Raw genomic sequence first — 25,920 nt, 5'->3', positions numbered from 1 at the left:
TACAATCCAGTTCGACGCCACTCCGCCCTCGGCTACCGCTCGCCGATCCGCTACGAGAAGGAGATGCTGACGGACCCATCGCCCGCAAGCTGATCACCACTCCACGAAAGCGGGTGAACATCAGACTTCCTCGTAGGATCGTAGCAGGAACCATCACGATGAGCATCATCCATCACCGGCTTGCGAAGCTGGAGGTCGCTGCCGCGCTTCATTCCCAGCCACATCGCGTGGCCCAGCGCTTCATCATTCAGGGACCACCCGATATGTCTCACGGCGACGCCGTGGCATTCCTGCGCGAGCAGGGGCACCAGATCTGCGACCAAGACCTCAACATCATCTGGTGCGTTATAAGTGCGTATGAGGGTAGTCCTGTGGATCTTCCCCTTGAAGATCTGACAATCCACCAGTCATAATGGTCTGAAACTGATAAATTCTGCGCACGAGTATCGGAGCACCTGTTCCCATCCTTTAGTTTCAGAGGTTGTGGTGGCGAAGCCGTGGACGTTCAGCAAAGGCCAGAGCGTCAATCCGAAGGGAAGGCCTAAAGGTGATCACCACAAGACGACGGTGCCAATGGAAGCTCTATTAGCGAGAGAAGCTGAAGGGCTGGCCCGTCGAGCTATCGAACTCGCCCAGTACGGTAATACCATTTCCGTGTGATTTGATCAGCTTAGCTGTGAACCGGTAGGCGGGTTGGGGCATTGCCAGGGCATGCTGTTTGTCGAGGGAGGCGGCGATGGCCGGCCCGGTGGCACACCTGAGGGTGTCGGAGTTGGAGAAGCGCTTGACCGCGTGCCGTGATGCGCGCACCGCCCTCCAAACTCAGGCGATCTGGCTTTTGGCCAAGGGTCACAGTTTCGCACAAGCCGCCGCGGCCACCGCGTTCAGCGAGCGCTGGGTGCGCCGTCTCTGCGACCGCTACAACGCCGAGGGCGTTGAGGCGCTGGGCGATCGGCGCCGCCACAACGGAGTCGCTGCCAGCCTCCTGACGCCAGACGTCCTCGACCGCTTGCGCCAGCGCCTGGCCGAGCCGCCGGCGGACGGGGGCGTCTGGACGAGCCGCAAGGTGGCCGACGTCCTGGCCCAGGAACTGGGGCGCGAGCAGGTGGGGGTGCAGCGCGGCTGGGAGGCGCTCAAGGCTCTGGGCTGGTCGCTGCAACGGCCACGCCCGCGCAACCCACGCGCGGCCACGCCCGAAGCCGCGCAGGCTTTTAAAAAAAGTTGGCGCAGGCCGTCGACGAGGAGGACGCCCGTGAGCCGCGCCTGCCGGTCGTCGTCTATGCCAGCGACGAGCATCGTCTCGGGCTGAAGCCGGTCACGCGCCGGGTCTGGGCGCCGGCGGGAGAGCGGCTTGTGGCGCTGGGCCATCACCGCTTCAAGTGGCTGCACGTCACCGCCTTCGTGGCGCCGGAAACCGGCGAGACGGTGTGGTACCTCTCCAACGGCCTGTCCAAACTGTTCTTCGAGCGGCTTGTGGCTGAGTTTGCCCGCGAGGTCGGAGCGGGTACGCGCTGCCGGGTACTGGTGGGTGCTCGACAATGCCGGCTGGCACACACAGCCCAATCTGAGCGTGCCCGAGGGCGTACGCCTGGTGTACCTGCCGCCCTACACGCCCGAACTGCAGCCGGCCGAGACGTTGTGGCCGCTGGTCGATGAGCCGGTGGTCAATCGGCACGTCGCCAACCTGGACGAGCTCGAACGCGTGGTCGAGCAACGCTGCGCGACCTTGAGCGACCAGGCCGACGTCATCCGCTAACGCACAAGCTTCCGCTGGTTGCCCAAAACCGCCAAGCCAAAACTCAGGCTGGCTAAATCAAGCGGAAACCGTATCAGACGTGTCGAGGCTAGAGCCCTCAAATCGCGACGGTGATCCGAAGTCTGCGATCGATCGCGAGCTGATCACACGGATCAATGCGATGCGGCTTACAAACGTGTAAGCACAAGATCAATGACAGGCGACGTAGGCTGCTTCTGAAAAATGTACGCATTCGAGACGGGGCGGCATTTATTTATGTTTTCCAAGCGAAAATCACAACCTATAAAAACTAGCATGATAAACGACTGATCGAGGTACGGCCGTTTGGTGGCTAGAATCGAGCCAGCGCCGTCGAACGGACCCGTTCGACGGCGCTGTGGTTTTGATCAGATCGCAAGTTCGCTACACGACCGATTGCATGTTCGGGCTATGGACTGGTAGATTATGAATAAGCGGTTTATATCGAATATTATCCGATATTTCATTCAAGGCCGACAAACTCTAGTCAACCTCTCTCAACCGGCGCTCCTGGCGTGAGATCAGCACGTTGATGTCGGCGATGTCGGCGTTCGACAGCGCCGAAGCCGGCTTTCGGGCGGTCGCCGACGCGATGGCGCCCCGCTTGGCCAAGATATGCTTCCTGATTGCCAGACCGTGGCCCGGTTGCTGCTCGTACCGGGCGAGAGGCAGATACGCATCGAAGATGTCTCGTGCCCTTTCCGCATCGCCCGCCGCGAAGTTCTTGCAGACCTCGATCATCATCTCCGGATAGCCGAAGCCCGTCATCGCGCCGTCGGCGCCTCGCGCGAGTTCTTCCGTGAGGAAGAGGCCGCCATTGCCGGCAAGGATCGAAATACGGCGGGATCCGGCTGCGCTCGCCTTGCGCAAGGCCGTGATCTTCGCGAGCCCCGGCCAGTCCTCGTGCTTCAGCATCACACAGGTGGGGTGGTTCTCGACGATCCTCAGGATGACGTTGGGCGATATCTGCACCGTGGTGGAGAGAGGGAAGTCCTGGAGGACGAACGGCGTGTCAGGTCCGAGCGTGTCCGCGACCATGCCGTAGTAGGAGACGATCTGATCGTCCGTCCGCACCGTCGACGGGGGCGCCACCATCACGCCGGATGCGCCGTCGCCCATGACGCTCGCGCTCAGTTCCCCCATCGCGGCGAAGCCCGGGGCCGAGACCCCGACGACGACCGGCACGCGGCCGTCGACGCGGGCCAGCACCCTGCGGACGAAAGTGCGCGATTCCTCCGCGGTCAGCTTCGGCGCCTCACCCATCATCCCGAGGATGGTCAGCCCCGAGGCCCCCTTGTCCAGGTAGAAATCCACCATCCGGTCGGTGCTGGGCAGGTCGAGCGCGCCATTCTCCTCGAACGGGGTCACCGCAATGACATAGACGCCCTTGGCGGCTTCGGTCAGAAGCGACATCAGTTTGCTCCTCTTGCAAGATCGGTGGTCGTGCGGGTCCTCGGCAGCAACTTGCCGGGATTCAGTCGTCCGCGCGGGTCGAGCAGAGCCTTGATCGACGCCATGAGGTCGAGTTCGATCGGGGACTTGCAGCGTTCCATCTCGGAGACGCGAAGCTGACCAATGCCGTGCTCCGCGCTGATCGAGCCGCGCTGGCGGCGCGTCTCGTCGTGGACCAGCCGGGTAAGGGCCGGCATCTCGGCCGTCCACTGTCCCTTGTCGAGATCGACGGGGGGCAGCAGGTTGTAGTGGAGGTTGCCGTCGCCGAGATGCCCGAACACGATAGGGCGCACGCCGGGCAGTGCGGCCTTCACCCCGGCATCGGCCAGTGACACGAACGCGCCTAGGGCGGCGGTCGGCACCGAGACGTCGTGTTTCGCCGCCATCCCCTCTCGCACGAGAGCCTCGGAGACGCCTTCGCGGATGCGCCAGAAGGCCTTCGATTGCGTGCCGTCCTGCGCAAGCGCCCCATCCAGCACCAGGCCCGACTCGATCGTGCTCGCCAGGACCTCCTCCAGGCGCCCGATCAGCGCCGCCTCGTCGTCGGTGTCGGACAACTCCATCAGGACGGCGGCGGGCGGCAGGACGTCGAGCGGTAGGCGCGCGCCCGGCACGTGCTTGAGGATCAACGCGAGCGTGTCGCCAGTCATGAACTCGAACGCCGTCAGGCGGTCGCCGCCCCTGGCTCTCACGATGGAGAGAAGGGCGAGCGCCGCATCGACGTCCTGGACCGCCACGAAGGCGGTCGCGTGGGCGCGCGGCACTGGAAACAGCTTCAGCACCGCGCCGGTGATGACGCCGAGGGTGCCTTCAGAGCCGATGAACAGGTCGCGCAGCGCATAGCCGGTGTTGTCCTTGCGCAGGGCCGTCAAGCCGTCCCACACCCGCCCGTCGGACAGAACGACCTCCAGCCCGAGCGTCAGTTCGCGCATCGTCCCGTAGCGCAGGACGGCGACGCCGCCGGCATTGCCCGCCAGGTTGCCGCCGATCGTGCAGCTTCCCTCGGCGCCGAGGCTCAAGGGAAAGAAGCGGTCGGCCGCGCTCGCGGCGCTGTGGACGTTCGCCAGGACGACGCCGGCATCGACCGTGATGGTGTTTCCGACCGAGTCGACCGCTCTCACGCGGTTCATCCGGGCCAGGGAGAGCACCACGGCCTCCCCCGTCCGGTCAGGCGTCGCGCCGCCCGAGAGGCTGGTATTGCCCCCCTGGGGTACGACCGGAACGTCCCGTTCGGCGCACAACGCCATGATGGCGGACACCTCGTCGACCGATCTCGGCCGCACGACGGCGAGGGCGCTCCCCCGGTACTTGCCGAGCCAGTCGCTGAGGAATGGTGCCTGCTCCTCCCCGAGTATGACATTGTGCTCGCCGACGATGGCAGCGAGCCGCGCGATCACATCGCTCACGGATTGTCTCCCTTGGATTGTATTCCGCGACAGCAGGCACAGGACGACGCAGCCGACGATGCATCGGCCGTCCCTGCGCGCAATGTCGCCACGTCAGACGATTTTTATTCTGTGACAGGCGTCGCTTCGGTCGCAGCACGAGATCGATTTCGATCAAGGAGCACCCTTGCCCAATCATTCCGGGCGATTCGCTCGGCAGAATTCGGTTGGCTGACCAACACGTCTCACGCCGAGACCATGACTGTGCCGCATATTGCTAGCGGGAACCCCGGGGTCTCGTCTCAGGTCTCACGATGTGCGGGGTCTATCACAGCAGCTCGGCCCCGAAGTTTCGGCGGGGGTCCATGTCGGCGACGAGCCGGCCGGTCGGCTCGGCCGCCCAACCGCCCCGGCGACCGAGCCACCGACCGGATCCGGGGGCGGCCTTGCAGGCGCCGTCGGCGATGATCTCCTCGCCGCGACGCAGGACCCGCTCCGGCCAGCCGCGGACGACCGTGCCGGCAAAGGGGGTGAACCCCGTGCGGTCGTGCATCAGGTCGTCGCTGATCGTGACGGTCCGCTCCGGATCCCAGATGGCGATGTCCGCATCGTAGCCCGGGAGCAGGGCGCCCTTTCCCGGCAGGTTGTAGATGGAGGCCGGCGCGGTGGCGGTCAGCTGGACGAAGCTCTCGAGCCCCCTTCCCTCGAATTCGGGCCGGCCGCGGGACACGAGCGCGTCGAAGAGCAGCGGCAGCCGCGTCTCGAGACCGGGCATGCCGTTCGCGATCTGCTTGAAGGTCGGGTTCGGGCCGGCCGCGAGCTTTCCGGTCTCGTCGAGGCGGTAGGGCGCATGATCGGAGGTGACGGTCTGGAGGTCGCCGAGCGCCAGCGCCTGCCAGAGCGCGGCCTGGTCCGCCGCCTCGCGCGTCGGCGGCGAGCACATCCACTTCGCCCCCTCGATGCCGGGTCGGTCGAGATCGTCCTTCGTCATGAACAGGTACTGCGGGCAGGTCTCGGCGAAGACCTTCAGCCCGCGCCCGCGGGCCTGGCGGATGACGGCCGCGCCCTCCGCCGTCGAAACGTGGAAGACCATGATCGGCTGATCGAGCAGCTCGGCCGCGGCGATGAGCCGGTTGATGGCCTCAGCCTCCGATCCGCGGGGATGGCTGATCGCGTGATATTTTGGCGCCGTGTACCCCTTCTCGACCAGCCGTTTCCCCATCCAGGCGATCATCCCGTGGTTCTCGGCATGGACGCAGACCAGGGCGCGGTTCTGGCGCGCGGTAAGAAGCAGGTCGAGCAACGGCTCGTCATCGACCTTGATGAGGTCATAGGTCATGAAGACCTTGATCGAGGCGTGCCCCTCTCGGATCAGGGCCGGCAGGTCGGTTTCGATAGTCTTGCGATCGGGACTGGCGACGATCAGGTGGAAGGCGTAGTCGATCAGGGCGCCGCGCCGGCCCAACGCCGCATAGTCGTCGACAACCTTGCACAGGTCGAGTCCTCGGTGCTGCGCGGCGAAGGCGATCAGCGTCGTGTTGCCGCCGAAGGCGGCAGAGGTCGTGGCGCTCTCGAAGGTGTCGGCATTCAGCAGACCGTTGGCGGAGACCTGCTCGACATGGGCATGGGTGTCGATGCCGCCGGGTAGGACGAACTTGCCGGTGGCGTCGATCTCTCCGGCACCGGCCGGCAACCCGAGGCCAACCGCCGCGATCCGGCCATCCTTGACGGCGACGTCGGCCGGGAAGGAGGCGGTGGCGGTCCCGACGGTGCCGCCGCGGATGACAAGGTCGTAATCGGACATCATTGTTCCCCCTTCCTCAGGACACCGACACGGTTCCGACGGCCATGGCGACGGCAGCCTGAGTCGGGTCGATCACCGGCACGCCGAGCGCGTCTTCCAGCGGGCGGCGGTGGCGGGCCATGCCGGCGCACCCCATGACGATGACGCCGGCGCCATCGCGTTCCTTCAGCTGGGTGCCGACCTCGATCATCCGGGCCAGCGTCCCCTCGCCGGACGCGCTCTCGGCGACCGACATCTCGAGCGGACGTTCGCCGACCAGGCGGTCGACCAGGCCCATCTGGCGCAGGTAGCGGATGTGGCGCGGGATCGAGGCCGACTTGATCGCGATCACGCCGAACCGGTCGGCGCGCGTCAGGGCAGTCAGCACGCCACATTCGGCGATGCCGAAGACGGGCTTCGCCGTTCCCTCGCGCGCCACATGCAATCCGGGATCGGAGTAGCACGCGATCACGAAGGCATCGACGTCGATGGCGGCCTCGATCCGGCGGCGCAGCGGCAGGGCGACGCCGTCGACATGCGCCTGCGTCTCGATTCCGGGGGGGCCTTCCGGCAGGCTCTCGCACACGATCTCCGGTCCTTGCGCGAAGGACAGCGGCAGCAGGGCCTGGCGCAACCCCTCGGTCACGACCTTGTTGGAATTTGGGTTGATCACGAGGATCCGGCGACGGCTCGACATCGTCACTTCTTTCATTGGAATGCGTTCACGGATGGAGGCGTTCAGCCGATCTCGCGCGACACCCAATCCGCGAGGATCGTGCAGGCCGCCAGGAAATCGTCGGTCTTCATGGCCTCGTCCGGGTTGTGGCTGCCGTGCTCGTTGCGCACAAACAGCATCGCGATCGGGATGCCGGCCGCCGCGAAGGCCGCCGCATCGTGCGAGGCCGGGCTGCCGAGCGGCATCGTGCGGATTTTCAGGCGCTCGGCACCGTCCGCGAGGGCGGAGGAGATCGCGGGATCGATCGGTCCAACGGCTGCGCTCGCCCGCGTTCCCAGTTCGAAGCGCACGTTCCGACGCGCCTCGATCTCGCCGATCCGGGCCAGCATGGCCGCCTCGAGCCGCGCGAGCACGTCGGGATCGTAGGCGCGCATGTCGAGGCTGAAAAGGAAGCTGCCGGGCACGGTTGTGAGCCCATGCATCGCCGGGTCGGTGTGGAAGCGGCCGAAGGTGATCGCCATCGGGATGCCGGCCTTCTCCTCGCGGGCCCACAGGTCATCGAGCGACGCAGCAAGATCGACCGCCGCCATGGCGGCATCGCGCCGGAAGCGGCGCGGCGTGCCGACGTGATCGTGGCGGCCGACTACGCGCGCATCGGGGTAGCGGATATTGCCCGGCACGCCGGTGCAGATCGCGACGGGAATAGCGGATTCGACCAGGGTGGCGGCCTGCTCGATATGGACCTCGACGAAGGCCCGGATGGTGGCCGGATCGAGATGGCGTGAACCGGCACGGATCGCCTCCGGATTACCACCCGCCCCCGCGATGTGATCGGCGAGGGACCGGTCGCCGTCGATGCGCCGCGCCGCGAGCGCCGCGGTCGGCAGCGTGCCGAGGGCCGAGCGGCTTCCGATGTAGGAGACCTGGAACCAGACGCTCTCCTCCGCACGGATGCCCATCACGGTGAGGTCGTAGCGCGGCGTGATGCCGAGCCGCCTCAAAACCTCGATGGCGACGAGACCCGCCACGACCCCGGCGGCCCCGTCGTAGTTCCCGCCATGCGGGACGCTGTCGAGATGGGAGCCGATCACCAGGCGCGGTGCCGTCCGGTCACGGCCCGGCAGCGTGACGTAGGTGTTCGCCGCAAGGTCCCGCTCTACCAGGAGGCCGCGGGCTCGGCCATGCTCGGTCAGGAGGCGATGGGCGAAGTCCTCGCCGGGACCATATGTGTCGCGGGTGATTCCGGGATGGCCGTTGGTGGCCAGGGCGAGGGCGTTGAAGAACTCCTCGACGAGCCCTTGCTGCGCCTGGACCGCCGCGACGAGGTCCGAGTCGGCAGGGGCAGCCCGGGGGATCGATGATCGTGTGGATGGCATCGTGACTTCCAGGTTGCGGCCGGAGCCCTCCGACCCGTCGTGGCTCGTACGGATGGCGACGATCATTTCGCCGAGGTGTTCTCCAGCCGGCTCACGAGGCGCACGACGGGCCAGAGCAGGACGATGTAGATGAGGGCGGCGAGGACCAAGGGAGAATTGTTGAAGGTCAGGGATCGCGCCATGTCAGCCGAGTAGAGCATCTCCTGCAGGGACACCACGCTCGCGAGCGACGTCAGCTTCACGACCTCGACCGTGTTGGAGATCAAGTCCGGCAGGACGTTTCGCAACGCCTGGGGCAGGACGACCCAGGTGAATGTCTGGTCGGCGCGAAGCCCGGTCGACCGCGCCGCCTCCCATTGCCCGTTGGGGACGCTCTCGATTCCGGCCCGGATGACCTCGCCGTAATACGCCGCGTTGTTGAGGAAGAACGCGATCGAGACGGCGACCAGGGGCGACAGCTTGAGCCCGAGGAACGGCAAGCCGGAATATATCAAGATCAGCAGGACGAGGGGCGGGAGCGCCCGCATGAGGTCGACCATGAGCGCCAGCCCCCGGCGCAGGATGGCGCTGCGGGCCATGCTGCCGATCGCTACCAGGATCCCGCCCAGGATCCCAAGTGGGATGACCAGCACGCAGATCAGTAGCGTGGTCTTCAGGCCCTGCAGGATCAGCGGCAGGGCCTTTGCCATGATGTCGAGGTTGAAGAATTGCTGCGCGAGGATGTCCATCAGTGGCGCCTCCAGGCGAACCGCCCCTCGACCCAGCGGCCGAAGCCGATGATCGGGATGAAGAGGACGAGATAGGCGACGGCGCCCATCATGAGTGGCGTCGCATTCCCCGAGAACGAGACGGCGGTCGTGGCCTGATTGATGATCTCGGACACGCCGATGACGGTTCCGAGCGCCGTGTTCTTGATGATCGAGATGGTTCTGTTGGTCAGCGGCGGAATGGTGAGCCGCAAAGCCTGGGGCAGGACGACGTAGAGCAGGGCCTGGATTTCCGTCAGCCCGGTCGATCGCGCGGCCTCGCGCTGCCCCTTCTTGACGGAGATGAGACCCGCCCAGACGATCTCTTCGACGAAGGCCATTAGCACCGCGGACAGCACGAGCCAGATGACGGCGAAGCCCGGGATGTCGATGCCGACGCTCGGCAGGCCGAAATACACCAGGAGGACGAGGACGAGGGGCGGGACGGCCCGAGCGATATCGACGAAGACCAGCAGCGGCCACTTGATCCAGCGGCCGCCGATCCAGCGAAGGACCGCGAGGCCGATCCCCGCGTTGATCCCTGTAACGACGACGAGCGCCGCGATCTCCAGCGTGACCACCGCGCCCGTGAGGATCGCGGGCCAGGTCGCCAGGATCTGCTGGGGATTGAAGAAGGTATCGATGAAGCGATCCATCGGTGATCCTTCAGCGATCTTCGTTTGAGACGAAGGCGCGCGTGCGCGGCAGGGCGTCCGGCCCGAAGATCTGGCTTGGCGGCCCCTGCTCGACGACGACCCCGCCCTCCATGAAGACCACCCGGTCGGCCGCCTCGCGGGCGAACCGCATCTCGTGGCTCACGACCAGCATGGTCATGCCCGCTTCTCGCATGCTACGCATCGTCGCGAGCACGCTGCCTACCAGCTCCGGGTCGAGCGCGGAGGTCGGCTCGTCGAAGAGCATCATCTTCGGCTCCAGCGCCAAGCTCCGGGCGATCGCGACGCGCTGCTGCTGCCCGCCGGAGAGCTCGGCGGGGTAGGCGCCGGCCTTGTGCGCCAGGCCCACGCGCTCGAGCGCCGCCATGGCGATCGCCTTCGAGTCTGACCGCGACTTCCCCAGCACCTTGCGCAGCGCGAGCGTCACGTTCGACAGGGCGGTCATGTGCGGGTAGAGATTGAAGGACTGGAACACCATCCCGATGCGCCGCCTCAGGGCGTTCACGTCGAGCGCTGGATCCAGCACCTCCGACCCGCCGAACCGGATCGAGCCGCTCGTCGCCTCCTCGAGGCGGTTGCAGCAGCGCAGCAGCGTGCTCTTGCCGGAGCCGGACGGCCCGATCAGGAAGACGAGTTCGCCCGGAGCGACATCAACGTTGATGCGCCTAAGAACCTCGAGGCTCCCGAACCTCTTCGACACGTCGCGAATCCGCAGGAGCGGCTCGTCGCGAGAAGGCTCGGCTGCAGGACCGGAATCGCGGATCGGGCGGAACGGCTCGACGGTCTGCATGTCAGCCTCGGCACGCCGCAGCGTGGGGAGCCGGATCGTAGTTCGGCATGCCTGGAACACCGTAGCCAGGGTCGACCGTGACGGCGACCGCGTCGGCCGCGGGCTTGACGCCGAACCACTTCTCGTGAAGCGCCGCGATGGTGCCGTCGGCCTTCAGGCATTCGAGGGCTTGGTCGAGATCCTTGCGCAGCGCGACCTCGTCCTTCCGCAGGGCGATCGACCAGACGAGACCGGTCTTATGCAGCAGCGAGAGCTGGATCTGAGGGTTGTTCTTCGCGGCCCATTGCAGGACGGTGCTGCCGGCGACGTTGGCGAAGGCCCGGTTCGCCAGCACGGCCTGGACGGCATCGGTCTGAGTTCCGTACGACTCGACCTTCCAGCCGAACTTCTCGGCCATCTCGCGGGCCCAGCTGTCGTATGACGATCCCTTGTTCACCGCGACGACCTTGCCGCGAAGGTCCTCGAGCTTCGTGACCGGGGGCGTGCCCTTCTTCGTCACGAACTGGAAATCGCTGTTCAGATAGCCTTCGGTGAACAGGAGGTTCTCGGCACGCTCCTTGTTCACCGTCACGGGGGCGACGAGAAAGTCGTAGGTGCCGGCCTGGAGTGCCGGGATAAGACCGGAGAACTGGGCGGTGTCGACCGTGACCGGCCGTCCCAGCATCTTACCCAGGGCTTCCGCCAGATCGACGTTGAAGCCCTCGATCCCGCCCGACAGCTTCGGCATCGCATGCGGCGCGAACGTCCCGTCGACGGCCGTTTTCAGAGGGGTCTGGGCCACCGCAGCGTGTGCGGCCAGCATCGCGAACCCGGCGGCTGCCAGCAGGCTTCTCATCGCAACTCTCCGTGATGTCTCTCACGATGATTGAGCCGCGATTCCGAGTTCGTGCAACCACCCCACTATAAAGAAACTTGCGTTTCTATAGCCCTTGGCTATAGTCGGCTAAATTCAAGGCATGTGCTGATAAAATGCTCAATCTGCGGCAGCTCCAAATTTTTCGTGAGTTGATACAATGTCAGACGACTGTATCGGTTGCGCAAAGCCTTGGATTATCCCAGCCAACAGTCAGCAATGCGATTAAGCACATGGAGAGCCAGCTCGGATTCACGCTTTTCGAGCGGAGCGGGAACCGGCTGGTGCCGACACAGGAAGCGATGGATATTTATCGGGACAGCGAACCGATATTTAAGATGATGCTGTCGTTCTCCAGAAGACTTGCCGATGTCCGCGATACTCGGGTCGGATCCTTGCGCCTGCTTGCGACGCCCCCGATCGCGAATGCCGTCGTTCCGTCAGCGCTGAGGAGCTTCAAGAGCACGCGCCCGGATGTCAGCGTGTCCTTCGACGTCCATCGCACCGAGGGGGTGATCGACGGCGTCGAGAGCGGCCGTGCCGACCTTGGGGTTTCACTCGAGCCCTACGTGCGGCCAGGCCTAGAATTCGAGTTGATCGGGACCGGGCAGATGGTGTGCGCCTTCCAGCCCGGGCATCCGATCGGCGCAAATCAGGATATATCCGAGGATAGGATCAGGTCGCATCCGCTCATCTGCTACGAGGCGGATACCCGTTTCGGCTCTCTTCTCCGAAGAGAATTTTTCAACGAGCCTCCCTCAGAAGGCTCCATCGAGGTTCGATACTCGTATACGGCTTGCCTGCTGGCGGAGGCCGGGCTCGGCGTCGCGCTGGTCGACTCGTTCACGAGCATCCATGGCAACCGGTACAAGATCGACGTCCGGCCGCTGCGCCCCAGCGTCAGTGTCGATGCCTACGTGATCTATCAGAAGTCCCGTGCTCCGAAGCGGCTGGTTCGCGCGTTCATCGATCAGCTCAAACTGGCGATCGCGGAGCTGTCATGAGGTCGTGAGCGAGAGGCGCGGCGGCGCGCGCGACGACCGGTCCTTCGGATCCCCCGATCGGATCCGGGCCGGCATCCGCACCGTCGTCGGCACGGCGCGGATACGCGGGCGACACCGCTGCCGAGCATGCCCGACGGCCTCATATCATGCGGTCTGGCCGGGCCTTGGGACACCGGCACTCCCATCAAAGGCTGGCGATCAATCCACCATCGACACGAATGACGGTTCCCGTGAGATAGGCCGCCCGCTCGCTCGCCAGGAAGGCGACGGCATCGGCATATTCCTCCGGGCGGCCGTAGCGGCCTAGTGGAATGGAGGCGGTGCTTTCCTGGGTAACGGCGTCGACGCCGCGGCCTTCGCGCTTGGCCTTCTGCTCGTCGAGGAACCAAATCCGGTCGGTGGCGATGCGGCCGGGAAGGATGATGTTCGCGGTGATCCCATGTTGGCCGACCTCGCGTGCCAGCGTTTTCGACCAGCCCACGAGCGAGAGTCGCAGGGCGTTCGAGATGCCGAGGTTCGGGATTGGAGAGACGACCCCCGACGACGTGCTGGTGATGATGCGGCCCCACTTGCGCTCCCGCATGCCGGGCAGGACCCGGTCGGTGAGCGCGATCACCGACAGGACCATGGCCTGGAAATGCTTCGCCCAGAGCTCGGACGGCTGGCCGGAGGCCGGGGTGGGCGGCGGGCCGCCGGTGTTGTTGACCAGGATGTCGACAGGGCCGAGGCTGTTCTCGATGCGGGCGATGTTGGCCTCGATGACGGAGAGATCCGCCAGATCCCATTGGATGGCTAAGGCCTCGCTGCGGGCGGCCGTTACCGCGTCGCACGAGCGTTCGAGCGCCGCGCGATCAACGTCCGCGACCGCGACCTTGACGCCCTCGCGTGCCAAGCCGAGCGCGATGGCGCTCCCGAGCCCACCGCCGCCGCCGAGCACCAGCGCGGTCCTGCCCGAAATCCCGAGATCCATGTGATGACCCTTCGCGTGTTGATGAATCGTCGTCCGGGCCGCCGGCGGCGACCGGATCGAGGCCAGCCAGGAGGTCAGGCTGGACCGTTCTCCGGATGATGGGTTCGGCGGCGACCGACCTTCGACAAGCCTAGCGTAGGAACGCGCAGGTCGAAGGCGCAGCCCGTCATGGCGCCGTCGGCCCCACACTCCGTTTCAGCATCGAGGACGAGGCCGTCGTCGTGACGCAATTCTCTCGAGGCCTGCCACTTGCGAGGAGGACGGGCGTGGGGACAACGGGATAGACGCCTGACGCGCGGCCTCCGGGTTCCACCGCCTCACCTCCTGGATCGCTGGTCCGGAATAAGGCCGTCGTGATCGGGAGGAAATCCAGGTGTTGCCAACTTCAGGCGAAGGAAATTCCTACATGCCGGGGGATCGCCTACGAGGCAGGGATGAACACACGCTACCTGAGAGCCCTCTGCTTGGTATCCGAGCATGGATCCATTGCCGCCGCTGCCCGCGAACTGGGACTTGCCCATACCTCGCTCGCAGAGCAGATCAGATCCCTCGAGTCCGATCTTTCCGCCAAGCTCGTTGAAAGACGAGGCCAGCGCATGGTTCTGACGAGCGCGGGTCAAGCGATTCTGGGGGCGGCCAGGCAGATCGTCTCGCAGACCGACGATATGCGCCACCTGGCACAAGGCGGCCGCCCAGCCGGCAGACTGCGTGTCGGGTCCATCTCGACCGCTCTCACCACCCTGATTCCGGCAGCACTGCAAGTGTTGGCGAAGAGCTTCCCGGATATTGATCTGACGGTGATTCCGGGAACGTCGATAAGTCTCTTCCGGATGATCGAGAACAGCGAGATCGATTGCGCTCTGGTGGTCCAAGCACCCTTTCGATTGCCCAAGAGCATGAATTGGATGCCTATGCGGGACGAACCGCTTGCGCTTGTGACCCAGTCCACAGCCGCCGGCGCCGACATCAAGACCATTCTTGAGAACTCGCGATTCATCCGCATGGACCGTCGATCGTGGACCGGCCAGCTCGTAGAGGCATTCCTGTCCAGCCGGAATATCATGATTAATGAGCTTTTCGAACTCGATGCTCCTGAAACGATCGTCATCCTCGTCTCCCGCGGGTTGGGTGTCACTCTGCTGCCTGACTGGGGCATCGCTGCGCTCAACATTGGCGCTTTGCAGGTGACCCCGGTCGGACAGGGCAGCTTCAGAAGAACGATCGGACTGTTGAGTAGACCCGGCCCCTCGAAGGCGCTCGTAGACCACTTTCAGCAGGCGCTCACGGAGTCTGATTATTGACGTCGCGGAGCGGGGCGCGGTTTCCAGTCAATGGTTCGGGAGCGGGCGTTGTGCTGACCTCGATGGCTGGATCGAGAAGGCGGGTACCAGCTTTCTGGGATCCTTTGCGGCGGGGTTCGCGAAGGACAAGGCGGTTATCGGTGCGGCGCTGACGAAGCCGTGGTCGAACGAGCGGACTAAAGGCCAGATCACCCGCCTGAAGCTGTTGAAGCGCCAGATGTTCGACCCGTCTCGGCGATGTGCTCGAAGCGATGTTCGAGGATCACGGCGTAGCTGCCGTGGTGAGCCACTTGCCGCAGTGGGTGCCCGGCGGCTCAAGCTGTACGCGGGAATGCCGGGCCCTAACACATACGCGCGAGAGCGCATCTCAGCGTAGAGATGCCGAAATCTGGCCGATCTGGCTCATTTTTCAGAATATCACTCTGTCTTTGCCGGGTCGCGAGGACGAGTTGAGCTTGCGTGAAGCGCGTTGATCTGCTCATTTTCGAATAATATGCAGAGCTTTCGTCTGTATATGCTGCGCACTAGAATGGCTAAATTACGTATTTTAGTCGAATGTACGTGTGGGTTGCCATAGATCGCCTAGGATCAGCTTGCAGCTGATGCCGGAGGGCACGTGGATGTGGCCGGACATCCGAAGCCAGATCCCGAAATCGCGCACTTGCTGTGCTGGGCGAACCAGCGCTTAACTAAGCTATTGTGGGAACGCTCGTTTTTTTCTGCGGGATCGGCGGTTTTGACGACACTGCGCCACGCGGAGATAACCGCATGTGATGGTTACGGCGCTGGCTGTCAGGTGCGTGCGCCGTCACCGCAGCGAGGTCATACCGCCTTCTTGCGGCGCTCCGCCATCATGAGACCCCGAGCCACTGCCGCTTCCTTGATCTGGGCATCCAGCTCCCCTACCCTCACCGCGTTGATCAGGGCGTCGATGATCGCGGGCATTCGAGGGTAACACATCGCGACCTCTATCAGCAGAGCAGATCCCCGAGAGCTGAAGCTGTTGCGGTGGGCTCAGACTGCTAAGGACCGCCGGATCGACTCAACAGCGTCCCTTGAGCTGGTGAGCCACCGAACGCGCTGTACGACGCTCCGGCGCGTCAGGGTTGACCTCCCTGCCCTACACCGGGGCACAGGAGCAAACTGGCCTCCTGAATGCCGCTCGGTCGGAGCGGTCAACATATCCGAGCGTACACCGCTCACGGTAGTTGCGAAGGCCCGCAAGCCTCCGCTGCTGCTGCCCGCGTCGATCAGCGCAGAAGCTGAAGGATGCCTTGGCTCGCCTGGCTCGCCAGGGATAGCGAGGATACCGCGTGTGACTGCCGGGTCGCCAAGGCCTGCGAGTTCGCCGCCGCCTCGTTCATGTCGGCGTTCGTGAGGGTGACAACCGGCAGATCGGCGCCAAGCCCGGGCCGTCGCGCGACGTGCCTCGGATCATTGAGCGCTGGTCTTCCGTGCCCACAGGGCCTTCCCGAGCCGTGGCCAGAGCCGGCGCAGGAGGGCCATGTGCCGGAGTTTCCCTCAATCCACGACTTTGAGGTCGTTCACGTTCACGTCGCCATCATGGGTGGTGAAGCTCGGTACCCGGCCGTTCGATTGGGAGACGCCACTGATGCGGTGGTCGCCGCTATCGTAGGTGGTCAGCTTGCCGTCGGTCTCGACGAGGAGCCGCTGCTTATCGGGGAAGAACGCGTAGCGCATGTTGTTCTGGCCACCGCTGGTCGAGGGCTGGCCGAGCTCCTGCGGCCACCAGGGCTTCGAGCCCTTCATTGGCTCCATCGGCTTCATCGGTTCCATGGGTTTCATCGGTTCCATCGCGGTCGATCCTTTGGCGGGATGTCTGAAGCCAATGCTACCCTCGAAGCGTCGAAAGGTTTCCCATAAAACGAGGACGGCGAATTCTGTTGTTTAGCTTGTCGTTCGAGGACGTTGAGATAAGCGCCGTGATCGCTGCGGAAGCGGGTGAGCTGGGTTCGACCCTGCCTGCGGATGGTGAGGGACCCGCATTAGCGGAGCTGCTCGTTGTAAGCTTGAGGCTGTCGTGCTGGGCTCAGGATGCCCCAGGACCGACAGGGCGACGTAGCAGCTGCGCCCAAGCTGCTGGAGGCCTCTCAAACGCGCTGTACGATGCTCCTGGCGCTTCAGCGCCGGCTGCCCTACCGTTCTCTGGGCATCGTGAAATGGCCCTTGTGATGCTGCTTGCTGCGGGCCCTCGACATCTCCGTGTGTTCGCAGCTCATGGTATCAGCGAAGCTCCAAAAGGCTTTGCTGCTATCGTTCACGTCGATGAGCGCAGCAGCTGAAGGATGCCCTTGCCGGCCTGGCTCGCGAAAAACAGCGACTTCCTGCTATGACCTTCAAGAGCTTCATGGCGGTTGAGCGACTAGTCAACGTCAAGGCAGCGAATATTTACGTTAAACGGTAGCTCCCAAATTGTTATTGAGGACGACTATCCAGTCTTCCGTGTCGGCTATGCGCCACTTCCGGATTTCCCCACCCGAAATCCAGAACTGCGGACGCTCCAGGATGAAGCGGAATTCTCCTGCCTCCTTCTTAGCGTCCTACGCTTCTGGATCCCGGGCTCCGCTGCGCGGGCACGGAACAACATAGTGGATGTGAGGACTGTCGCTCAGGTCAAGCAGGCTCTCAGCGACCGGCGATCAAGCCACCGTCGACGTGCATGATTTCACCGGTCGAGAAGGCGGCATCTTCGAGGTAGAGCACGGCACGGACGATGTCGTCGACCGTGCCCACGCGGTTCATCGGGTGGAAGGCCGCCAGGGCTTCGGAGTTTGCCGGGTCGTGCATCGGCGTCATGATCACACCGGGCGCGACCGCGTTCGCCCGGATGCCCTGCCTCGCATATTCGATCGCGAGCGCGCGAGTGGCGGAGTTCAGGCCGCCCTTCGTCAGCATCGCGATGATGGCCGGGGCGCGCGAACTGGCGAATTCGGCGGTCGAGGCCGTGATTTGGATGAGGTGACCGCTGCCCTGCTTGAGCATCACCGGAACGACCTGCTGCGTCGTGAAGAAAAATCCGTCGAGGTTAGTCCGCAGCTTCAGCCGGTAGTCCTCCTCGGTGTAGTCGGTAAAGGGCTTGCCGATGAAGATGCCGGCGTTGTTCACGAGCGTGTCGATGCGGCCGAACCTCTCGAGGGCTGCAGCGACGACGAGCTTCCCGGTAGCGGGATCGCCGATGTCGCCGGCGACCGTCACGACGTCCGGATCGACTGAGGGCTTGATCTTGCGCGAGGTAGCGACCACGCCGTAGCCGCGGGCGCGGAAGCCTTGCACGATGCCATCGCCGAGCCCCTGGGAAGCGCCGGTGACGATCGCGACCTTTCTGATATTCGACATCGCTGAACCTCTTCCTGTCTGTTCGATGGCCAGCCTGTACGGCGCTGTCGCGGGCGAAAAAATTCGCTATTTTCGATCAATGGCTGATAAAAAACGCACAGAGATCGACTGGCAGGACGTGCGGATCTTTCTGGCCCTCGCGCGGCACGGCAGCTTGTCCGCCGCAGCCCGGACGTTGTCCGTGAACCACGGAACGATCGCGCGGAGGCTCCGCTCCCTTGAGGAGAGCGTGGGCGAAAAGCTCGTCGAGCGGCGGGCCGATGGCTACGTCCTGACGCCGGCCGGAGCGCAGGCTCTCGCAGCCGCGAGCGACATGGAGCAAGCAGCCCAGATCCTCGGTCGCGGCTTGATGGGTGGGGCGCCCAGCGGCTTGGTCCGCATCAACGCGCCGCCCGCCTTGTCGACCGGCTTTCTCACGGCGCGCCTTGCGACGGTGGTCTCGCGGCATTCGAAGATCGACATCGAACTGGCGGCCAACCACCGCTCGGTCAGCTTGGAGCGGCATGAGGCCGACATCGCCATCCGCTTCGGGAAGCCCGAAGATGGTGATGTGCTCGCACGACAGCTCGTGACCGTTGGGTACGGGTTCTATGGAACGGAGGACGCCTGCCGATCGGTCCAGGCGGGAGCGGATCCGGTCTTCATCGGGTTCGACGAAGCGGATGCCTATCTGCCCGAAGCGACCTGGATGGCGCGACACTTCCCGCGCGGGCGTCTCGCCTTTCGAGTGGCCGACCAATTCGCGCAGTCGATGGCCGCGAGATCGGGCGCCGGACTGGCGCTCCTGCCGCATTACATCGGCCGCAGCGACCCGCTCCTGAGGATCTGCGATCTGGGACTGCTGCCCGCGAGCAAGGACATTTTTCTGCTGACCCGCAGGCGCGACAGGGACGATCGAACGATTCGCGTCGTCGCGGATGAAATCCTTGCGATATTCAAACTAGATTCCAATTTATTTACCTAAATGTAATCCAGATAATGTCTTTGGATGGTATCGGCGGATAGATACAAATATAATCTTGGTGCAGGCGTATCAATCAGGCTCTCCAGGCACGTGCGGAGCAGCCGGATCGACCGATGTCGAAGGTGCGGGCTTACACCGGGTGCGAGCCCGCAAGCGCCGCCATCCCTTATGGCCGAATCGGCCGTGTCTCCGCTTCGATCGGCGGCTTCACGTCGTAGGAGATGCGTCCGGCGGGCAGGAAGAACAGGGCGATGAGCGCGCCGCCCTTGACCTCCGGATAGTGATGGCTGCCCGGCCCCGGCGCCGTCCAGCCGGCGTGGCACCAGCCGCTCGGCCCGGCGAGCACGGCCGTCTCGTCGAGCGGCACCACCATGTTCAGCTCGCCGTAGGGATGGCCGTGATAATCGCCGCGAAAGCTCGCCTGCGCATCGCCGGGCTCCTCGTCATGGTCGTCGATGACCATCCGGCCGTTCTGGCTGTCCATGTAGACGGCGGTGATGCTGAAGTTCAGCGTCCGCTCGGTCGGGTCGCACAGCCGGCTGCGGCGGTAGCGCCGCCCCCCGACCTCGATGTTGGCCGCCCAGCCCTCCTCGACCCCCTGCTTGATCAGCCGAGACAGATCCTCGTAGAGGGCGCTGCCGGGTCCGTAGGTCTCGTTGAGCCAGCGTTCCACATCGGGGCCCGCGGTCATATTCTTGACCTCGTCGAGGAAGGGGATGCTCCGCTCGATCAGCTGCTCGCGTCCGTCCATCTCACTCTCCCGTGTCACGCGCCGGCGGCGCCTCGAAACCGTGGAAGCTCGCGAAGGCCTCGACCGGTGCGCGCTCCATCACCCCGCGGCGCGAAGCCGCCGCGGTGTCGCAGAACCCGAGCGCCATGCCGCACACGACGATGTCCTGAGGCGCGATGGGCAGATGGCGGCGCAGCACGCGGTGGTACTTCGCCAGCGTCTCCTGCGGGCAGGTGTCGAGCCCGCGCACCTTGGCGGCGAGCATCACGTTCTGCAGGAACATGCCGAGATCGAGCCAGCTGCCCGTCTCCAGGCGGCGGTCGATCGTCACGATCAGGCCGACCGACGCACCGAAGAACTCATAGTTCCTGGCGGTCTGTGAAGCGCGTCCGGCTGCGTCGTCCTGGGCGATGCCGAGCGCACCATAGAACACCCGGCCGAATTCCTGCTTGCGACCCTGGTACCGGTCGGGAAGGTCCGGCGCGTAGTAGGTGTACTCCGAGGCGTGCTGCGCAGCCTCCCGCGCGTGCGTTGCCAGGATATCGGCGCAGATCCGGGCCTTCGCGGCGCCTGCCAGGGCGTGGACCCGCCAGGGCTGGGTGTTGGCACCACTCGGCGCGTGGCGTGCGGCCTCCAGGATGGCGCGGACGGTGTCGTGGGGGACGGGCCTGTCGATGAAGAAGCGGTTGGCGTAGCGGCCCTTCATCACGCCGTCGAACGCCTGGACGAGGTCGGGATCCGTCATGCTCACCCCCGCTTGACCAGCGGGCAGTTGCCGGCCGAGAGCGGCCGGAACGCCTCCTCGCCCGGGATCGTCTCCAGAAGCTTGTAGTAGTCGAAGCGGCCCTTGCTCTCGGACGGCGCCTTGACCTGCATCAGGTGGATGTCGCGCACGAGACGCCCGTCCTCGCGGATCCGGCCGTCGCGGGTCATGAAGTCGTTGACCGGCATCCGGCGCATCTGCGCCGCGACGGTCGGGCCGTCATCCGTGTTCGCGGCGGCCATCGCCTTGAGGTAGTGCGTGACCGCGCCGTAGGTGCCGGCATGGATCATCGTCGGCACCTTGTTGGTGCGCGCGACGAAGCGCTGCGACCAGGCCCGGGTCTCGTCGTTCAGGTCCCAGTAGAAGGCGGTGCTCAGGATCAACCCTTGCGCCGCAGCCAGACCGAGGCCGTGGATGTCGGCGATGAACACGAGCAGACCGGCCAGGGTCTGGCCCGATTGCACGATCCCGAACTCGGCCGCTTGCTTGAGCGCCAGGATGAGGTCGCCGCCCGCATCCGCCAGCCCGACGACCTGCGACCCCGACCCTTGCGCCTGCAGGAGGTAGGAGGAGAAGTCCTGGCTGCCGATCGGATGGCGCACCGAGCCGAGCACGCGACCGCCCGCCGCCTGGATCACCCGCCGACTGTCCTCCTCGAGCTGCGTGCCGAGCGCGTAGTCGGCCGTGACGAAGTACCAGGATTTCCCGCCGCGCCGGGTGACCGCCCGCGCGGTGCCCTGTGCGAGCGCGTAGGTGTCGTAGGTCCAGTGGATGCCGGTAGGCGAGCAGGCCTCTCCGGTGAGCCGCGAGGTCGCCGCCCCCGAGGCCAGGAAGATCCGTCCGCGCTCGCGGGTGATGTCCTGCACCGCGAGCGCGATGGCGGAGTTCGGCACGTCGACGATGACCTTGACGTCGTCCGCATCGAGCCAGCGGCGCGCGAGGGCTGCGCCGACATCCGTCTTGTTTTGGTGGTCGGCGGAGACCACCTCGATCGGACGCCCGAGGACGCGGCCACCGAAATCCTCGACAGCCATGCGCGCGGCGACGACCGAGCCGCTGCCGCCATTGTCCGCGTAGAGCGAGGACAGATCAGTGAGGACCCCGATCTTCACCGGTGGACCGCCCTGCGCGGCGGCCGGGGAGAGGGCGAGCCAGAGGCCCGTGAGGGCCAGCGATCCCCTCTTAAGAAGGCGTCGGGCATGGGCGAGTGCAACCGGCATGGCACGTTCCCTTCGAGGATGAGGAACGATGCCCGGCCGGGAGGCTCTTGCGGAAGTGCAAGTTCGCCAATCTCATTATGACTGCTATTCATCGCGCGGAACGAGGGGGGGGCGGGCATGGCGAGGAATGCCGGGACGCGGGCGAGCATCCTGAACCGGCTCGACCTGAACCTGATCCGGCTCTTCGACGCGGTGATGCGCGAGCGTCACGTCGCGCGGGCCGGCCAGTCCCTGGGCTTGAGCCAGTCGGCGGTGAGCCACGGCCTGCGCCGCCTGAGGACGCTGATCGGGGACGACCTCTTCGTGCGGACGGTGCAGGGCATGGAGCCGACCCCGCGCGCGCTGGCCATCGCTGTGCTGGTGCGCGACGCACTCACGGCGATCGAAGGCGCGATCGGCCCGCAATGCTTCGACCCGGCGAGCGCGACGCGGCAGTTCCGGCTCGCCGCGACCGATCACGTCACGGCCGTCGTCGCCCCTTCCCTGGTCGGGATCGTCGAGACCGAGGCGCCGCTGGCGTCCATCCTGATCCGGCCCGCGACGCGGATCGACCTCACCATGCAGGTCGATCTCGGCCAGATCGACATCGCCGTCGGCCTGTTCTCGCAGATCCCGCACCGCCTCCACGCCCGGACCCTGTTCGAGGACCGCGACGTCCTCGTCACCGCACCCGATCATCCGGACGCGGGAGGAGCGATTGACATCCGCACGCTGGCCCGCGACCCGCTGGTGGTCGTCACCGTCGGCGGGAGCGAGGACGGCGTGCCGGACGGACACCTCTCGGAGCGCGGCCTGACGCGGCAGACTGAGATGTTCGACCGCGATGCCCTCAACCAGGCGTTCAAGTCGGCGGGCCTGGTGCCCCGCCTCTCTGTCCTCCAGCCGCATTTCCTTGCGGTGCCGAGCCTCATCGCGCATTCGCGCCGCGTGGCGATCGTCCCGGCCTCGCTGGCGCGAGGCTTCGAGGCCGCCGGCGTGGCACGCGCATCCACGCCGCCCTGGAACCCGCGTCCGATGACCGTGCAGATGGTCTGGCACGAACGGTGGACGCAGGATCCGGCCCATACCTGGCTTCGAGAGGTCCTGTTCCGCGCCAGTCAAGGCGTTGCCGACATCGTCGGGGATGACCGGCACTGATCGCCGTAGACTTCCCTACGACGATGATGCGAAGCCGGGGTCGCCGACACGGGCCGACCCGCTCGTGCCTGCGGCCGGTCCGCGGCGCGACAGCACCGATCTCCGGATGCTGTGGTCCGGCCGGCGGATCAGGCGTGGTTCCCGCATCCGCAACCCGGCGCATGCGTGCCGCCGGGCCAGCGGGACGCGCGGATCAGGCTGCAGAAGTTCCCTCGGCGGAAGCCCGGCTCCTTGTCGGCGATCACGTCAGCCTTCACGTTGCCACAGGTGGTGTCGGGCTTGTGCTTGATGCCGTCGTAGAAGGCCTGGATGATGTCTTCCTTGAAGCCCCGCGTGCGAGGATGGGTTGATACGACCGCCTCGCGCTCGGCGTCGGAATACTCGCCGTAGGTCAGGCCCAGCACGTCCATCTCGACGTCGGCCGTGACCAGGGCGACCACCGGGTGCATGTGGACCGGGATGCCGGGAGTGGTGTGGAGCGCGATCGCCGTCCAGACCGTATAAACGTCGGCCTACGGCACGCCGTGCGACTTCAGGAAGTCGCGGGCGGCGTTGGCACCGTCCACCTCGAAGCGCTCCGTCGCGCTGCTGTGATTGGGGCTCCCTTCTGGTCACGGCGAAGGGGTCAGCCCCCGATCCTCGTCCGCGGCCGTCCCGGAACCCACGGTACTGCCGAGGACTTGCCAGGGCCCGGGACGGCATCCTCCTCTCGACGCGTCGCGAGCCACCCCGGTCCAAGGCGGCGCCAAAGGACAGCCTCATGACCGACGCCGCGGACCAGCGCCTGACGATGCAGGACCCCCGCACGCAGTATCCGCAGCCGCCGTTCAAGCGGCAGCCGCAGGAGGCACCGGGCCTCGCCCAGGCCATGGACCCGAAGCCCGATCACGGCGAGACGAGCTACAGGGGCCACGGGCGCCTGACCGGCCGTAAGGCCCTGGTGACGGGCGCCGATTCCGGGATCGGGCGCGCGGCCGCCATCGCCTTCGCGCGTGAGGGCGCCGACGTGGCGCTCAGCTTCGTCGAGGCGGAGATGCCAGACGCCAAGGAGGTCGCCAGGCTGATCGAGGCCGAAGGCCGCAAGGCGGTGCTCCTGCCCGGAGACATCACCGAGAAGGCGTTCTGCGAGACGCTGGTCAGGAAGGCCGTGGCCGATCTCGGCGGCCTCGACATCCTGGTCAACAACGCCGGCAAGCAGACCAACCAGAAGGACATCGGCGACATCACCGACGAGCAGTTCGACCGGACGCTGAAGACCAACCTCTACGCCATGTTCTGGATCACCCGGGCAGCCCTGCGACACATGTCGGCAGGCGCCTCCATCATCAACACCGCCTCGGTCGTTGCCTACAACCCGCCTCAGATCCTGGTCGACTACGCGACCACGAAGGCCGGCATCGTGGCGTTCTCGAAGGCGCTGGCCAAGCAGCAGGTCGCGAAGGGCATCCGGGTCAACGCGGTGGCACCGGGCCCGTTCTGGACGGCGCTGCAACCCTCCGGCGGCCAGCCGCAGGAGAACGTCGAGAAGTTCGGCTCCGAGGTGCCGCTCGGCCGCCCCGGCCAGCCGGTGGAGCTCGCCCCGGTCTACGTGTTCCTGGCAAGCCAGGAGGCGAGCTACGTCACCGGCGAGGTCTACGGTGCCACTGGCGGCAACGGAACGGCGTAGCGCGCTCCTGCTGCCGTGGCAGGGCACCGGCGAACCCTTACGCCCGTCCGATCCAGCCACGCCACGTGAAGGCAGCGAAGAAGAGGTCGGCATCCCGGAAGCCGCCCGCCCGTAGCACGGCGGCATCCGTCTCGGGCGCGAGGGTGTGCAGGTGGGCCTCCACGGCCCTCCGCGCCTTCGCCGCCTGGTCGCGTCCGGCGCCGGAGGCGACGGCATAGGCCTCGTACCGCGCGATCCACCGCGAACGGCTGTCGTCCTGCGGGAAGCTTCCGTGCGCCGCGACGAACGGCGCGCCCGGTTTCAGCCGCCGGTGGATGGCGCGGACGGTATCCTCGCGCGCGGCCGGGTCGAGAAAGTGCAGGGTGAGCAAGCAGGTCGCCGCATCGAAGGGGCCGACGGGCGCGTCGTCGATGTAGCCCTCGACGAGGGTCACCCGATCCATCAGCGGCCCGAGCGTGCGTTCCGCCTGGCGGAGCATTTCGCCCGCCGGGTCGACGCCGACGAACGTCCAGCCGGGATGCGCTTCGGCCAGCGCCCGCAGTTCCAGTCCCCCTCCGGCTCCGAGCACCAGCACCTGCGCGTCGGCCGGTGCGTGCTCGGCCAGCAGGATACCGGTCATCCTGTGCAGGGCCTCGAATCCCGGTACGAAGCGGGGTGGCCCGTCGGCATACCGTGCGGCGGCCGTCGGGTCTGAGAAGGCAGCCACGAAGTTCATCGGTTCAAGCTGCGCGCTATGCGTCATCGGATAGGGCCTCCCGCCCGCACGGTCCGCGCTTGGCCAAGCGCGCGTGGAAATCGGCGCTGAGACGCGCCAGCGTGACGTCACCCAGACGCGAGAGCAGCAGGGCCTCGGCATCCCGGAAAGCACCCGCCAGGGCGGCGTTGACCGCTTGCTCGACGAGGCAGGCCGGGTCCTCGCTCCGGTGCCCCATCGCGAACACCTCCGGGGAGCCGAGCGCGACGTAGACGTCGTGGAGGGTCACCTGGTCGAGATCGCAAGCGATGGTCCAGCCGCCGCCATGCCCCTTCCCGGAGGCGACGAGCCCCAGGTCGCGCAGGCCCGCCATGGTTCGGCGCACCACGACCGGGTTGGTTCCCATCATCATGGCCAGCCGCTCGGACGTCACCGGTCCGTCGGCCTCCGCCATGTGGAGGAGGACGTGCAGCACGCCCGACAATCTGCCATCCCGTCTCATGAAACTTATAATGTTGCATGAGGCGGACCTCTGTCAACCGAGGCCGGACCGGGATGGTCGGAATGCCGCCCGCCGCCCTAGTTCAGGCTGGGACGTAGCCTGC

The 25,920-nt window shown here is 65.8% G+C and carries 27 protein-coding genes and 3 pseudogenes; 10 read left to right on the top strand and 20 right to left on the bottom strand.

Annotated elements, in window-relative coordinates:
• Nucleotides 1–158: 158 nt before the first annotated feature.
• The 4 genes from ACS5PV_RS18035 (at nt 159) to ACS5PV_RS18020 (ending at nt 1,756) form a co-directional block, all read left to right on the top strand.
• Nucleotides 159–413 (top strand): hypothetical protein, encoded by a 255-nt coding sequence (locus tag ACS5PV_RS18035; protein WP_455396712.1) that lies wholly within the window; start codon nt 159–161, stop codon nt 411–413.
• 70 nt (nt 414–483) lie between these two features.
• Nucleotides 484–660, top strand: a complete 177-nt coding sequence (locus tag ACS5PV_RS18030; protein WP_455396711.1) for a DUF5681 domain-containing protein — start codon at nt 484–486, stop codon at nt 658–660.
• A 76-nt stretch (nt 661–736) separates the two neighbouring features.
• Entirely contained in the window at nt 737–1,309 is a 573-nt protein-coding gene (locus ACS5PV_RS18025; RefSeq protein WP_455396710.1) for a helix-turn-helix domain-containing protein, read from the top strand.
• A gap of 219 nt (nt 1,310–1,528) precedes the next feature.
• Nucleotides 1,529–1,756: a transposase gene (locus tag ACS5PV_RS18020; protein ID WP_455396709.1), complete on the top strand. Its 228-nt coding sequence runs from the start codon at nt 1,529–1,531 to the stop codon at nt 1,754–1,756.
• 501 nt (nt 1,757–2,257) lie between these two features.
• On the opposite strand, the gene ACS5PV_RS18015 is transcribed toward ACS5PV_RS18020, so the two are convergent.
• From ACS5PV_RS18015 to ACS5PV_RS17975, 9 genes are all read right to left on the bottom strand, one after another.
• A complete protein-coding gene (locus ACS5PV_RS18015; RefSeq protein WP_455396708.1) occupies nt 2,258–3,187 on the bottom strand; it encodes a dihydrodipicolinate synthase family protein in 930 nt (309 codons plus the stop codon).
• Entirely contained in the window at nt 3,187–4,632 is a 1,446-nt protein-coding gene (locus ACS5PV_RS18010) for an FAD-binding oxidoreductase (RefSeq protein ID WP_455396707.1), read from the bottom strand. Before ACS5PV_RS18010 ends, ACS5PV_RS18015 begins: the two co-directional genes overlap by 1 nt.
• 307 nt (nt 4,633–4,939) lie before the next feature.
• The gene (gene hydA / locus ACS5PV_RS18005) at nt 4,940–6,415 is read right to left on the bottom strand and encodes a dihydropyrimidinase (RefSeq protein ID WP_455396719.1); all 1,476 of its coding nucleotides are present in this window, start codon (nt 6,413–6,415) and stop codon (nt 4,940–4,942) included.
• A 16-nt stretch (nt 6,416–6,431) separates the two neighbouring features.
• Entirely contained in the window at nt 6,432–7,091 is a 660-nt protein-coding gene (locus tag ACS5PV_RS18000; RefSeq protein WP_455396718.1) for an aspartate/glutamate racemase family protein, read from the bottom strand.
• Between the two features lie 41 nt (nt 7,092–7,132).
• Complete coding sequence (locus ACS5PV_RS17995) at nt 7,133–8,446, bottom strand: hydantoinase/carbamoylase family amidase (RefSeq protein ID WP_455396706.1); 1,314 nt, start codon at nt 8,444–8,446, stop codon at nt 7,133–7,135.
• Between the two features lie 62 nt (nt 8,447–8,508).
• On the bottom strand, nt 8,509–9,174 hold the full coding sequence (locus ACS5PV_RS17990) for an amino acid ABC transporter permease (RefSeq protein WP_455396705.1): 666 nt from the start codon (nt 9,172–9,174) through the stop codon (nt 8,509–8,511).
• Nucleotides 9,174–9,848 carry an amino acid ABC transporter permease gene (locus ACS5PV_RS17985; RefSeq protein WP_455396704.1) on the bottom strand — a complete coding sequence of 225 codons (675 nt, stop codon included), beginning with the start codon at nt 9,846–9,848 and terminating at the stop codon, nt 9,174–9,176. Before ACS5PV_RS17985 ends, ACS5PV_RS17990 begins: the two co-directional genes overlap by 1 nt.
• A 10-nt stretch (nt 9,849–9,858) precedes the next feature.
• Nucleotides 9,859–10,656, bottom strand: coding sequence for an amino acid ABC transporter ATP-binding protein (locus ACS5PV_RS17980; protein ID WP_455396703.1), 798 nt, complete (start codon nt 10,654–10,656; stop codon nt 9,859–9,861).
• Between the two features lies 1 nt (nt 10,657).
• A complete protein-coding gene (locus ACS5PV_RS17975; protein WP_455396702.1) occupies nt 10,658–11,491 on the bottom strand; it encodes a transporter substrate-binding domain-containing protein in 834 nt (277 codons plus the stop codon).
• A gap of 134 nt (nt 11,492–11,625) precedes the next feature.
• Between ACS5PV_RS17975 and ACS5PV_RS17970 the strand changes: the two genes are divergently transcribed.
• Complete coding sequence (locus ACS5PV_RS17970; protein WP_455396701.1) at nt 11,626–12,513, top strand: LysR family transcriptional regulator; 888 nt, start codon at nt 11,626–11,628, stop codon at nt 12,511–12,513.
• A 184-nt stretch (nt 12,514–12,697) separates the two neighbouring features.
• Here ACS5PV_RS17970 and ACS5PV_RS17965 read toward each other — a convergent pair whose 3' ends face one another.
• Nucleotides 12,698–13,483, bottom strand: coding sequence for an SDR family oxidoreductase (locus ACS5PV_RS17965; protein ID WP_455396700.1), 786 nt, complete (start codon nt 13,481–13,483; stop codon nt 12,698–12,700).
• Nucleotides 13,484–13,917: 434 nt separating this feature from the next.
• Between ACS5PV_RS17965 and ACS5PV_RS17960 the strand changes: the two genes are divergently transcribed.
• Together ACS5PV_RS17960 and ACS5PV_RS17955 are read left to right on the top strand one after the other, a co-directional pair.
• Nucleotides 13,918–14,784: a LysR family transcriptional regulator gene (locus tag ACS5PV_RS17960; protein WP_455396699.1), complete on the top strand. Its 867-nt coding sequence runs from the start codon at nt 13,918–13,920 to the stop codon at nt 14,782–14,784.
• 18 nt (nt 14,785–14,802) lie between these two features.
• Nucleotides 14,803–15,007: pseudogene (locus ACS5PV_RS17955) on the top strand (ISL3-like element ISMex26 family transposase); the annotation flags it as partial.
• Nucleotides 15,008–15,606: 599 nt separating this feature from the next.
• Here the strand turns inward: ACS5PV_RS17955 and ACS5PV_RS17950 are convergent.
• The 4 genes and pseudogenes from ACS5PV_RS17950 to ACS5PV_RS17935 form a co-directional block, all read right to left on the bottom strand.
• A complete protein-coding gene (locus ACS5PV_RS17950) occupies nt 15,607–15,729 on the bottom strand; it encodes a hypothetical protein (protein WP_455396698.1) in 123 nt (40 codons plus the stop codon).
• A 305-nt stretch (nt 15,730–16,034) separates the two neighbouring features.
• Nucleotides 16,035–16,163 (bottom strand): annotated as a pseudogene (locus ACS5PV_RS17945) (flagellin); the annotation flags it as partial.
• A 142-nt stretch (nt 16,164–16,305) separates the two neighbouring features.
• Nucleotides 16,306–16,599 (bottom strand): hypothetical protein, encoded by a 294-nt coding sequence (locus tag ACS5PV_RS17940; RefSeq protein WP_455396697.1) that lies wholly within the window; start codon nt 16,597–16,599, stop codon nt 16,306–16,308.
• An 831-nt stretch (nt 16,600–17,430) separates the two neighbouring features.
• Nucleotides 17,431–18,141, bottom strand: coding sequence for an SDR family NAD(P)-dependent oxidoreductase (locus ACS5PV_RS17935; RefSeq protein ID WP_455396696.1), 711 nt, complete (start codon nt 18,139–18,141; stop codon nt 17,431–17,433).
• On the opposite strand from ACS5PV_RS17935, the gene ACS5PV_RS17930 reads away from it, so the two are divergent.
• Nucleotides 18,110–19,105 (top strand): LysR family transcriptional regulator, encoded by a 996-nt coding sequence (locus ACS5PV_RS17930; RefSeq protein ID WP_455396695.1) that lies wholly within the window; start codon nt 18,110–18,112, stop codon nt 19,103–19,105. The two genes, ACS5PV_RS17935 and ACS5PV_RS17930, sit on opposite strands and share 32 nt — an antisense overlap.
• 166 nt (nt 19,106–19,271) lie before the next feature.
• Here the strand turns inward: ACS5PV_RS17930 and ACS5PV_RS17925 are convergent, their stop codons facing one another.
• From ACS5PV_RS17925 to ACS5PV_RS17915, 3 genes are read right to left on the bottom strand one after another with little or no spacing between them, the layout of a single operon-like run.
• On the bottom strand, nt 19,272–19,856 hold the full coding sequence (locus ACS5PV_RS17925) for a DUF4863 family protein (RefSeq protein WP_455396694.1): 585 nt from the start codon (nt 19,854–19,856) through the stop codon (nt 19,272–19,274).
• Between the two features lies 1 nt (nt 19,857).
• The gene (locus ACS5PV_RS17920) at nt 19,858–20,580 is read right to left on the bottom strand and encodes a nitroreductase (RefSeq protein ID WP_455396693.1); all 723 of its coding nucleotides are present in this window, start codon (nt 20,578–20,580) and stop codon (nt 19,858–19,860) included.
• Between the two features lie 2 nt (nt 20,581–20,582).
• Nucleotides 20,583–21,818 carry an ABC transporter substrate-binding protein gene (locus ACS5PV_RS17915; RefSeq protein ID WP_455396692.1) on the bottom strand — a complete coding sequence of 412 codons (1,236 nt, stop codon included), beginning with the start codon at nt 21,816–21,818 and terminating at the stop codon, nt 20,583–20,585.
• Between the two features lie 117 nt (nt 21,819–21,935).
• Between ACS5PV_RS17915 and ACS5PV_RS17910 the strand changes: the two genes are divergently transcribed.
• Entirely contained in the window at nt 21,936–22,955 is a 1,020-nt protein-coding gene (locus tag ACS5PV_RS17910) for a LysR substrate-binding domain-containing protein (RefSeq protein ID WP_455396691.1), read from the top strand.
• 128 nt (nt 22,956–23,083) lie between these two features.
• Here ACS5PV_RS17910 and ACS5PV_RS17905 read toward each other — a convergent pair.
• Nucleotides 23,084–23,554: pseudogene (locus ACS5PV_RS17905) on the bottom strand (phosphohydrolase); the annotation flags it as partial.
• 161 nt (nt 23,555–23,715) lie between these two features.
• On the opposite strand from ACS5PV_RS17905, the gene ACS5PV_RS17900 reads away from it, so the two are divergent.
• On the top strand, nt 23,716–24,621 hold the full coding sequence (locus ACS5PV_RS17900) for an SDR family oxidoreductase (RefSeq protein WP_455396690.1): 906 nt from the start codon (nt 23,716–23,718) through the stop codon (nt 24,619–24,621).
• 37 nt (nt 24,622–24,658) lie between these two features.
• Here ACS5PV_RS17900 and ACS5PV_RS17895 read toward each other — a convergent pair whose 3' ends face one another.
• Nucleotides 24,659–25,363, bottom strand: coding sequence for a class I SAM-dependent methyltransferase (locus ACS5PV_RS17895; protein WP_455396689.1), 705 nt, complete (start codon nt 25,361–25,363; stop codon nt 24,659–24,661).
• Nucleotides 25,353–25,817 carry an Rrf2 family transcriptional regulator gene (locus tag ACS5PV_RS17890; RefSeq protein WP_455396688.1) on the bottom strand — a complete coding sequence of 155 codons (465 nt, stop codon included), beginning with the start codon at nt 25,815–25,817 and terminating at the stop codon, nt 25,353–25,355. Before ACS5PV_RS17890 ends, ACS5PV_RS17895 begins: the two co-directional genes overlap by 11 nt.
• Nucleotides 25,818–25,920: the final 103 nt, after the last annotated feature.

It is taken from the genome of Methylobacterium sp. Gmos1, from assembly GCF_053764715.1.
Note: the sequence above shows the minus strand (reverse complement) of the source record. Positions and strands in the feature narration are given on the sequence as shown.